This window comes from Methanococcoides vulcani, assembly GCF_900111645.1.
Taxonomy (GTDB): Archaea; Halobacteriota; Methanosarcinia; order Methanosarcinales; family Methanosarcinaceae; genus Methanococcoides; species Methanococcoides vulcani.
Map to the genome: position 1 here is coordinate 643,743 of NZ_FOHQ01000001.1, position 10,958 is coordinate 654,700.

The window sequence follows — 10,958 nt, forward strand, 5'->3', positions numbered from 1 at the left end:
ATTTCCTTTGTTTTCCCATGCATCTTTTGATTCCGGATTAATCTCTACGGCTCTATCATATGCTTTAATTGCTTCTTCGTATCTTTCCAGATATGAATATGCATTTCCCTTGTTGATCCATACATTTTCCTCTTCAGGGTATATCTCCAGGGCTTTAGTATATGCATCAATTGTTTCTTCGTATTTTTTAAGATTAAAATAAGCATTTCCTTTGTTGATCCATGCATTTTCATCTTCAGGGTAGATATTTATAGCTTGATCATATGCTTCAATTGCTTCCTCGTATCGTTTGAGATTAAAACAAGAATTTCCTTTATTTATCCAGATGCCTTCTAATTCCGGATTTATTTCAAGGGCTCCATTGTATGCATCAATTGCCTCTTCATACCTTTTTAGATTAAAGTGAGCATTTCCTTTGCTTTCCCATGCACCTTCATCCTTCGGATATATTTCAAGTGCTTTATTGTATGCATCAATTGCTTCTTCGTATTTTTTGAGACTAAATAAGCTATCTCCGTTTTTAATCCATTTCTCAGAATAATCAAGATACATATATATATGTTCCATTTTTATATTTAAATAATTTTGCATCAATTTTGTTTTTTACTTCGATTTGGTTTCCGATTATTTTCAAATTATTGCGTTACCTTGATGCTGTTTTTTATTATTTACGATAGGTGTGGGGCGAATGTGAAGTTTTTGCCGATGTTCATGGTCGCAGAATTCGGTTTTCAAGCATTTCGTTCATTAATATTCCGAAAATAGGTATATATATGGATATTTTATGAACTGTTTTTGAGCTGTTTTAATCACTTCTTTCACAAACACATTTTTATAAAACAAAAACAAAATTAGTATTTATATCCAATTTGTATTTTCTGTGCTTCTGGGGGATAAAAAGCATTATGGTACTGGAAGAATACTATCCTGGCATTATCGTAGTTATGGGGACTCTTATCCTTTTGACTGCATTGGGATACATTTTCAGGAAGACCCGTATATTCTCAGAACAAAAGACCTTTGAGCAGTTTATTCTCTTTCTGGTAGCACTTGTCGGGCTTGTGGTTTTTGTGCTTACACTTCCTATCTCGGATAATACGAAGCAGACTCTCCTGAGTTTTTTTGGTATCCTGATCGGTGCCACCATTGCGCTGTCATCGACCACTTTTGTAGCAAATGGTATGTCTGGCATAATGCTAAGTCGTATAAAACCTTTCAAAGCAGGCGATTATATAAGGGTCGAAGAAACTTTTGGAAAGGTGTCAGAGATTGGGATACTGCATACTCAGGTCCAATCTATCGATCGTGATATTATTACCATACCGAACCTGAAATTGATTTCCAATCCTCTGGTCACCATAAGTTCATCAGGTACGATTATCTCGACTACTGTTTCATTAGGATATAATGTGTCAAGAGAGCAGATCGAAAAGGCTCTCATCAAGGCAGCAGAAAAGATCGAACTTGAGAATATTTTTGTCCATGTGGTCGAATTAGGTAACTTTTCAGTTACTTACAAGGTAGGGGGGCTTTTGAAAGATGTATCCAGCCTTATAACCAAAAGATCAGATATGAAAAAGATGATATTCGATAGCCTTCACGAAGATAATATCGAAATAGTTTCTCCAACATTTATGAATCAGAGGATCTACGGTAAAAATGCAGTTTTCATGCCTTCTGATCATGATAAGGCAAGTGTTAAGCCACCTGCAACTTATGAATATGTCACACAGGTTACAACAGAGGATGTAATTTTTGGCAAGGCTATAGAGGCAGAGATCACTAAGAAAATAGATAAATTGATCGAAGATATGGAGCAGAAACAGAATGAGTTCTTTGATCTGATCAATGGGATCAATGATGAGAATATTAAATCAACAGAAAGGCAAAATCTTGATTCCATATTGGAGCAGAAAGACAGGCTTAAAGATGATCTAGTGTCTGTAAAGGAAATACTAAAAGAGGAAGATGAAACATCTGCTGATGGTGTCAAACTAAAGTCTCTCCAGTATCTCGATTCAAAAGCAGTCGAGCTTAATGACGAAATTAAGGAGCTACTGGAAAGAGTTAGCAAGGGAATTGAAAAATAAACTGTGGTGCACGTATCTTTTTTTATTTTGAAAACGGATTCAAGCAACGGTTATATAATTTTAATAATTAGATTATTGTAGATATTCAGGGATAAAATTTTATATTGTAACTTGTTTTTCTTTGTATCAAACCTAGTCTTTTTATACTAACTTTACTTACAATGGTGCAAATATGCACTGTTTATATTATTATCCGGTTTTCATCCGGTTTAGATGCTAGTATTAATTAATGTCCTGACGTACGCAAAAAGGAGAAGATGGAATGAATGTGAAGATACCCTATGGAAAGGACTTTGTTGATCTTGAAGTAAAAATACCTCATGAGGTGCTTTCGCCGAACGAGCCGGAGGTAGGGGATGAGTCCGGGATAATCTCACATGCACTTTCAAACCCAATGGGCATGGAACCTTTTGAGGATTTTGTGAAGAATGCTGACAGCCTGCTGATTATTGTTAATGATGCCACCCGTCCGACACCAACTGCCCGCGTACTTCTTGAGATGAAGGTTATACTTCTTTCTCATCCCGATGTAAAGTTCATAGTGGCAACAGGTGCACACAGGGCACCCACGGAGGATGAGTTCAGGTTCATTTTCGGGGAGATCTATGATGAAATGAAGGACCATATCTTTGTGCATGATGCCAGAAAGGACGAAGATATGGATTATCTGGGTGTTTCTTCCAACGGCACTGAAATGTATATCAACAAAATGGTCAGGCAGGCAGGAAATATCCTTGTTATCGGAAGTGTGGAACCGCATTATTTCGCAGGCTACACCGGTGGGAGAAAGTCTTTCCTTCCGGGGGTTGCAGGCTACAAGACAATAGAGATGAACCACAAGCATGCCCTCTCAAATGCAGCACAATCCCTTGCTCTTGAAGGCAATCCTGTTGCAGAGGATATGACCGACGCCATGGAAGTGCTTAAGGACCTTAATATCTTCTCTGTCCAGACAGTACTTACTGCAGATCATGGTCTTTATGCAATGACAGCAGGGGATCTTTTTGAATCCTTTGATGCTGCTGTTGTAAAGGCCAATGAGGTTTTCGGCACAAAGTTCAAGAAGAAAGGCAACATCGTGCTCACAGCAGCACCATATCCTATGGATATTGATCTTTACCAATCACAAAAGGCTCTTGAGAATGGCAGGCTTGCTCTCGAAGATGGCGGTATCATTATTCTTGTGTCCAAGTGCCGTGACGGGGTAGGGGATGATACATTCCTTAATCTACTTGGTTCTTCAGCAACCTGCAATGAGGTCATGGCAAAGACCTCTGAATGTTACAAACTGGGATTTCACAAGGCTGCAAGGATGGCACAGATCGGCACATGGGCTAAAATGTGGGCTGTATCCGACCTTGACAGTGATATCCTGAAGTCTGCGAAACTGGAATCACAGGAAGGGATCCAGGAAGCTTTTGACAAGGCTATCAATATTATTAAAGAGCAGGGCAAGGAACCTTATGCTATTATTCTGCCTCAGGGCAGTCTGACAGTACCTCTTATTGAATAAAGGTGAAATAATGGATAAGCAGATCATTGAAAGATTACGGGATATTGTAGGTGAGGGTCATATAAGTACATCTACAGCTGAGCTGTATGCTTATTCTACAGATGCCGGAATACACCGCAGTATGCCTGATGCTGTGATCAGGCCAAAGACTACTGCTGAAATAGAAAAAATTGTAAAGCTCGCAAATGAGTGTCTTTTTCCAATTGTCCCGAGGGGTGCAGGTACCGCTCTTTGTGGTCACAGTGTTCCTGTTGCTGGTGGTCTGGTCATTGATCTGCAAAGGATGAACAAGGTAAAGGAACTACATATTGAAGATCTCTATGTGGTGGTAGAGCCGGGTGTGATCCACAAGGACCTGAATGCAGAGCTTAAGAACTATGGATTTTTCATCCCGGGTCCTTCCAGTGGTAATGTGGCCAATATTGGTGGCATGGTAGCAACCAATGCTTCAGGTGGCAATGCCGTGAAATATGGTGCTACAAGGGATTACGTTCTTGGAATGGAGGTCGTGTTCCCTAATGGGGAGGTCGCAAGGCTTGGTTCAAGGACGTTGAAGAACTCTGCAGGATACCAGCTGGAAAAACTGATGTGCGGTATGGAAGGAACACTGGGTATCATAACTGAGATCAACCTGCGGATCGTTCCACTTCCTGAGACCACTGCAGTTGCAGTAGCAGTATTTGATACGCTGGAGAAAGCAGGTCAGTGCGTTTCCAATATCATTGCAAAGCCTCTGATACCTTCAGGGTTGGAGCTTATGTCAAGGGTTTGCATCCAGGCGGTGAACAAGGCTGTTTGCATGGGGCTGCCTGATGAAGAAGCTATACTTCTGATAGAGGTCGATGGCAGCACTAATGATGTGAAGGACCAGATCGAGACGGTAATGGAAGTTTGTAAATCTTCTGGGGCTCTTTCTGTTGATTTCACCGATGATCCTGAGAGAAAGGAAGAATTGTGGAAGGGCAGAAAGGCGATGATACCGGCGTTGTCGAAGTATGATGATGATCTTGTAACTGTTATGCTTGCCGATGATATGGCTGTTCCGATGAGCAAAGTTCCTGAGGCTGTCAAAGCTTTTCAGGAGATCTCCGATAAATATGATATAATCATTGCCAGTTATGGTCATTCAGGTGATGGGAACCTGCATACTAAAGTGTTAATGGATCCCACGAAGAAGTCCCATTGGGACCAGGCGGAAACGGCAGTTGAAGAGATCTACGAGAAAGTAATGGATCTTGGTGGAACGATCACCGGAGAACATGGTGTTGGTATGACCAAAGCTCCGTTCTTCCTTAAGGAAAGACAATGCAGCCTTAATGCCATGAAAACTATCAAGATGGCTCTGGATCCCAATAATATTATGAACCCGAATAAGATCATGGACTGGGAGGGCAATTTTATTTCCCATCTGCGGTACCATCTGGAGGAGGAGTGAATGAGGACGGATAATCTAAAAAACTGGAAAAAAGAGCTGCTCAACTGTACCCAGTGCGGGTTCTGTAAGGAGATCTGCCCTATATTTGACAATGTCGAGTGGGATTCTTCAGCGGCAAGGGGTAAGATGGCTCTTTGTTATGGATTGTATTCCGGGGATATCGAACCTGATGAGTCTGTACTGGAACGCATCTACCAATGTACCACCTGTGCTGACTGTACTCGCAGGTGTCCTTCATCCACAGGGGTAGTTGAAGTGATCGAAGCTGCACGAAGAGATATTGTTGCATCAGGACTAGTAGGTTCAACTCACCAGAAGATCGCTGATTCCATTGCTACATTGGGAAATCCGTTCGGCGAAGAGAAAAGCCGAAAAGAACTGTTCGGTGAAGTTCCTCATCCTGCTAAGATCGCCTATTTTACAGGTTGCAGTGCAGCTTATCGTAATAAAGAGACTTCTACGGCAGGCATCTCCATATTGAAGAAGCTTGGAGTGGACTATACACTACTTGATGAGGTTTGCTGTGGGAGTGTGCTTGGAAGGATAGGCTTTTCGGATGATGTGATCAGAAAGCAAGCTGAAGCGAACATTAAAGCAATTGAGGACACCGGTGCTGAGATCGTGCTGTTCTCATGTGCGGGGTGTTTGAGGATGTTCAGGAAAGAATATCCTCGCTTTAAGGACATGTCTTTCAGAGCAATGCACTTTGTTGAGTGGCTCAATGAGCAGGAATTTGATCTGAAACCTTACAACAGGAAGGTAACCTATCATGATCCATGCCACATTGGCAGACACTTAGGAATCTATGATGCACCCCGTGATGTGATCAATATGATTCCGGAGATCGAGTTCGTGGAAATGAAAGATAACAGGGAATCGGCACGCTGCTGTGGCGGCGGCGGAGGGGTCAGATCAATGTTCCCTGAAATATCCCGGCAGATCGCGGAGAAAAGAGTGGGTCAGGCTGAAATAGCAGATGTTCTGCTTACTACATGCCCTTTCTGTGTTAATAACCTGAAACTGGGTGTAAGTGAAACTTCGACGCTCGAAGTCAGGGATCTACTCGAGCTAATAGATGAACTTCTGGAATGATCGAATCGATTTATTGATCATCCAGATCATTTTATTTCTATTTTTATAAAGAAAAGTCTTTAGTATGGTTGGTATTAATTGACAATATAGGTATTGTTGGAACCAAAAGATTGACATGCGGTTAAACCATACCGGTAAAGGTGGTAGTACGATGACATTGGGAAATATGTCATTCATATCTGAGCAAAGCAATTCGAAGCGATTATCTTTGCATCAGTTTAGAACATAGATGTGGAATATTGATGATCTCGAAAAGGGAATGTGAACGCTCCTCGTGCGTAATGGTAAATAGCAACGATCTTGTGGATGTTGAAGTAATTACTACATCCGATGCGATCGATGTTCCGGAAAAGCAGGGCCAAGGTAGTAGCACCCGTATGGATATTGTACAATATTTACATTCAGTTTCCAAAGTGGTCAATGATGCATCTTCACTGGATGCAGGTTTTCAGCAGATCGTGAAAATGGTTCCATGTGGTATGCAAAATTCGTCGATCGCATGTTCAAGGATTATTTTTGATGATCTGATGTTCCAATCTGATAATTTCGAAATATCCCGATGGAAATATGCATCTGAAATCTTCGTTGATGGTGCAGTTCATGGCAGTCTGGAAGTTTATTATCTTGAAGAATTGCCAGGTCCAGATGGTGGCTCTTTCCTGAAAGAAGATGAAGATATTGTCGACTATATCTCTGATTGTCTTGGTAAGTTCGTTGAACGCATACTTGTGGCAAAGGACCTGAACATATTCAAGAGCATTTCTGATAATGCAAACTATGGCATTGCAGTCCTTGATATGAAAGGAAGTCTTCTTTATCTCAACGAGGCATTTGCGTCAATGCATGATCATTCTCTTGAAGATGTACTTGGCGATCACTTTTTGATGTTCTATAATGAAGAACAGGTTCCTCGCTTGAAGTATTTACGTGACAAGTTACTTAATAATGGACATTTCCAACAAGAAGGGGTCTGGCATATGAGGAAGAATGGCAGTATTTTCCCTGCTATGCTTGACTCTCATGTGATCTTTGATCAGGACAATGTGCCTTCTAATCTCTCTGTAATGTTGCATGATGTCAGTGAGGCAAAGAAAGCTGAAGATACTCTTAAACGCGCGCAAGCTATTGAAGATGCTGCCAATTGTTCTAAGAGTGAGTTCCTTGCGAATGTTAGTCATGAGCTAAGGACACCTCTTAATTCAATAATTGGTTTTTCCGAAATATTACTGGATGGTCGATGTGGGGATCTTACTGATGTTCAGCGAAGATATCTCCAAAATGTATCCAAGAATGGCAATCATCTTTCTGAGATCATAAATGACATCCTTGAGATCTCAATGATAGAAGCAGGAAAGGAGGAAGCCAAGTTCGAAAAGTTTAGCATAATTCCTGCGTTTATGGAAGTAAGGGATTCAATTATGCATTCGATTTTGAAAAAGGATGTTTCATTCTCTTATGATATGGATTCTGAGCTTCCGCAGATAAATGCCGATAAGGCAAAGTTCAGGCACATTATTTACAATCTTCTGTCTAATGCTGTCAAATTCACTTCAGAGGGGGGGAATGTGAACGTTGAGGCTAAAACCCTTGGTGAGATGATGCATATCATTATCAAGGATGATGGTATCGGTATTCCAAAGGAGCAATTGCCTCATCTGTATGACAAGTTCTATCAGGTGGATGGTTCCACAAAGCGACTTTATAGCGGTACCGGTTTAGGGCTTGCACTCACAAAGAAACTTGTGAGTCTTCATGAGGGTCAGATGTGGGTGGAAAGTGAACAAGGCAAGGGTACCACTGTTCATGTGATGCTTCCAATTTAAGTTTATATTGCAGGATAGTTTCAGGGTATCAGTATGTCACCGATAGCATGAATGATGCCATTAGTGCATTCGATGTCTTCTTTTTCTATGGGGATGCCATTGATCCTAACATCACCATCATTTGTAATTTTTAATATCTTGCCGTTGAGCGCAGTCAATGAGTCAACCTCTTTGAGGTCTGATGTCAGGTATTTTCCTTCGACAACATGGTAGTTTATGATGTCCATAAGGTAGTCAAGGTCATCAAATGCCTCATCTATTACACTTTCGGGTATTGGCTCGAATGCTTTTTCAAGGGGTGCAAATATTGTATATGGTCCGTTGTTATCGAACTTTTCATCAAGGCCTAGTTTTTTAGCAGCATTTACAAGTGTTGGAAAATCACCTATCTCTATTGCTGTTTGTACAATGCTCTTTGTTTCACCCATGTAAATATATCCCTATTAGATCTTGTCAGATCGATACCTGATCTAAATATGTCTGGTCTAAAGGATGCTGCTGCAACTTGTGTAGCATCCTTTAAAGGCAGTATCAATATGAATCAAGCTGCGCACGCATCAGGTCTTGTTTCTTCTTTTCAAGGAAGCTGTATACAGAACCATGGTTTGCACCGTCGATAAGCATTTCCAATGCTGTCCTCATTATAAGTATCTGTTCGGGATGGCCTATGACACTTACTGTTTTTCCGTAGACTGAGATCTTGACGCCTATAAGGCTCTCCGCTATTTCTCTTGTCTTTCCACCTTTGCCGATGATCCTTCCTTTAAGGCGCAGTAATTCCTTTGGTGTTGATGCTGCCCGTGAGAGGTCAATTATCTCGAGCATTAACATATCATCATCAAAGAAGCTGTATGCTTTTTCAGGGTTGAATCCTCTTCCAATGGCATGTATGACGTCAACTGCTCTCATAGCTCCGACCGGGTCATCGCCAGCTATTACTTCCACCGTACCGCTTTCACTGTCAATGTCCAGTTTGGAGGTGGATTTATTTTCGATCATATTTTTAACACTGCCTTTTGGGCCGATGATCGCGCCGATTCTGTCCTGGGGTACTTTGATATGTGTCATGTGGTCTACCTGTCGATTATTATAATTATAGTTTACGTTTTTTAGTTCTCTGGTTCTTTTATCCGTGCATAAATGCTTTCGGGTGATTCATTGACCTTGTAGCGTTTAAAGTATCTGAGTATGTTTTCGATATCTCGCTTTAAGAACTGGTCTGCACGTGGATGTTCCAGAGTTACGGATTGTCCCATGTCGATAATAATGGGTGTTATATCTTCCGGATCGATCAGTATGTTGTATTCACTAAGGTCGCCATGGACAAGGTTTGCATCTACATAGAGTTTATGCATGTAGTCTATCACGGTTTCGAATATCATCTGCCCGTCTTCGTTTTCTATCTTTATGTCTTTGAGCAGGGGGTATGGTTTGCCATTCTCTCCCATGAATTTCATTATTAGTATGTTCCTTTCGGTAGTTATGGGTTCGGGTACACGAATGCCAGCTTGCTTTGCCCTCATGAGGTTCCTGAACTCTTTCTTTGTCCATGCAAAGACTATGTCCCTCTTGTTATGGCGTATATTACTAAAACGTGGGTCTCCGAGAATGTAATCTTCCATTGATCTAAAGCTGCTTGAAGATATCCTGTAGATCTTTATTGCGATTTCTTCCTCTTCTCCATCTGCGAGGAAGACATTTGCTTCCTTTCCTGTACTTATAGATCCGCCTAGTGCCTGTACTATTCCTTTGTTGGACAAAGTATATAGTGCCTTTAAGGTGGCGTTATCAAATACATTCTCAGTTACTTTGAGACTATCGCTGTCTTTGCGTTTAATTCGCAATTTATCAACGCTATTGTCAAGGCGTTTAATCTTGCCTTCAAGTTCTTTTTTCATAATTATCCTTTCAGGAAACCTTTGCGCTCAAGCCAATTAACCTGTGGGCGTGTGTATTTCCATATAACATCTGCTTTTGTGTCCTGGAAGTCCCATGGAACGGCGATCACAATATCACCTTCACGTATCCAGTTGCTTTTTTTCATAGATCCGGGGATGCGTCCCATACGGACGACACCGTCCATGCACCGGAGCTTTACCCGGCTTGCACCCATAAGGTTCTCCACGGTTGCAAGAACTTCCCTGTCCTCTGTTCGTGGTGTTCTTACACGTGTTACTTGTTTGGGTACATCATTATCTTTTCCAGATTTCTTTTTATCCAGCCCAATTCCTCTTTCAGATTTATCCAATATATTGCATCATTTATGTCTCATCTATTGTTAAAGGTTGCGTGTGTTTCCTATTGTTTGAACCTGTTTTTGAATTTATAATGCTATTCTTGATTCCTGTCATATGGGTGAATCAGTCCTATGTTCTATGGATAAGGTTCATTGTAAATTTCCAACCAACATCTCGTTTTAAAATCTTTGATTACGATACGTACTTATATGGGTGTGTATATTTAGGAGTCCTCGCAAGGCGAGTGAATATGCGGGTCGGCAATTATGTGTGATCTGGCTATTGCTTCCCTCTGTGAGGATGTCTGTATATAATGAATCGAAAGTCTTATATACCAACAACGACATTTATTTAATTCCGCACAACGTGTGTGGAATTTCAATCACCTCCATATCAGAATCATTAGTGGAGACCGGAGCTTTTCCGGTCTGACGTTGAATGTGGCAGTTCGGTTAATTCTGACTGATAGTGACTTTATCTATCAATGAATTAACCAACTATTGTGCATAGAAAACAACTCTCTAATTAAACAAAGAGTTCTTTTCCGACAATTCTTAGTTAACTTCCAAATTTGTGTGCTTTAACAAATAACTCTGGTTGATCCTGCCAGAGGTTACTGCTATCGGTGTTCGACTAAGCCATGCGAGTTAAATGTTCTTCGTGAACATAGCGAACTGCTCAGTAACACGTGGATAACCTGCCCTTAGGTTTGGCATAACTCCGGGAAACTGGAGATAATTCCGAATAAACCATTCATGCTGGAATGCT

At 41.0% G+C, this 10,958-nt stretch carries 10 protein-coding genes and 1 rRNA gene; 6 read left to right on the top strand and 5 right to left on the bottom strand.

The features are described from left to right. A partial coding sequence (locus tag BMX02_RS03230) for a tetratricopeptide repeat protein (RefSeq protein ID WP_177165241.1) occupies window positions 1-567 on the bottom strand: 567 nt, incomplete at its 3' end. A gap of 338 nt (window positions 568-905) precedes the next feature. Between BMX02_RS03230 and BMX02_RS03235 the strand changes: the two genes are divergently transcribed. From BMX02_RS03235 to BMX02_RS03255, 5 genes are all read left to right on the top strand, one after another. Further along, window positions 906-2,090, top strand: coding sequence for a mechanosensitive ion channel family protein (locus BMX02_RS03235; protein ID WP_091688997.1), 1,185 nt, complete (start codon window positions 906-908; stop codon window positions 2,088-2,090). A 262-nt stretch (window positions 2,091-2,352) separates the two neighbouring features. Further along, entirely contained in the window at window positions 2,353-3,603 is a 1,251-nt protein-coding gene (gene larA / locus BMX02_RS03240) for a nickel-dependent lactate racemase family protein (protein WP_091688999.1), read from the top strand. A gap of 10 nt (window positions 3,604-3,613) precedes the next feature. Further along, on the top strand, window positions 3,614-5,038 hold the full coding sequence (locus tag BMX02_RS03245; protein ID WP_091689001.1) for an FAD-binding oxidoreductase: 1,425 nt from the start codon (window positions 3,614-3,616) through the stop codon (window positions 5,036-5,038). Further along, window positions 5,039-6,130, top strand: a complete 1,092-nt coding sequence (locus BMX02_RS03250; RefSeq protein WP_091689004.1) for a (Fe-S)-binding protein — start codon at window positions 5,039-5,041, stop codon at window positions 6,128-6,130. It begins immediately after the preceding gene. A 242-nt stretch (window positions 6,131-6,372) separates the two neighbouring features. Beyond that, window positions 6,373-7,953 carry a sensor histidine kinase gene (locus tag BMX02_RS03255; protein WP_091689006.1) on the top strand — a complete coding sequence of 527 codons (1,581 nt, stop codon included), beginning with the start codon at window positions 6,373-6,375 and terminating at the stop codon, window positions 7,951-7,953. 20 nt (window positions 7,954-7,973) lie between these two features. Here the strand turns inward: BMX02_RS03255 and BMX02_RS03260 are convergent, their stop codons facing one another. From BMX02_RS03260 to eif1A, 4 genes are all read right to left on the bottom strand, one after another. Beyond that, window positions 7,974-8,381: a fasciclin domain-containing protein gene (locus BMX02_RS03260; RefSeq protein ID WP_091689008.1), complete on the bottom strand. Its 408-nt coding sequence runs from the start codon at window positions 8,379-8,381 to the stop codon at window positions 7,974-7,976. 103 nt (window positions 8,382-8,484) lie between these two features. Beyond that, window positions 8,485-9,021 (bottom strand): KH domain-containing protein, encoded by a 537-nt coding sequence (locus BMX02_RS03265; RefSeq protein ID WP_091689010.1) that lies wholly within the window; start codon window positions 9,019-9,021, stop codon window positions 8,485-8,487. Between the two features lie 41 nt (window positions 9,022-9,062). After that, complete coding sequence (locus BMX02_RS03270; protein ID WP_091689012.1) at window positions 9,063-9,851, bottom strand: serine protein kinase RIO; 789 nt, start codon at window positions 9,849-9,851, stop codon at window positions 9,063-9,065. 2 nt (window positions 9,852-9,853) lie between these two features. Then, on the bottom strand, window positions 9,854-10,180 hold the full coding sequence (gene eif1A / locus BMX02_RS03275; protein WP_394328880.1) for a translation initiation factor eIF-1A: 327 nt from the start codon (window positions 10,178-10,180) through the stop codon (window positions 9,854-9,856). A gap of 600 nt (window positions 10,181-10,780) precedes the next feature. On the opposite strand from eif1A, the gene BMX02_RS03280 reads away from it, so the two are divergent. Next, window positions 10,781-10,958, top strand: a 16S ribosomal RNA gene (locus BMX02_RS03280); the annotation flags it as partial.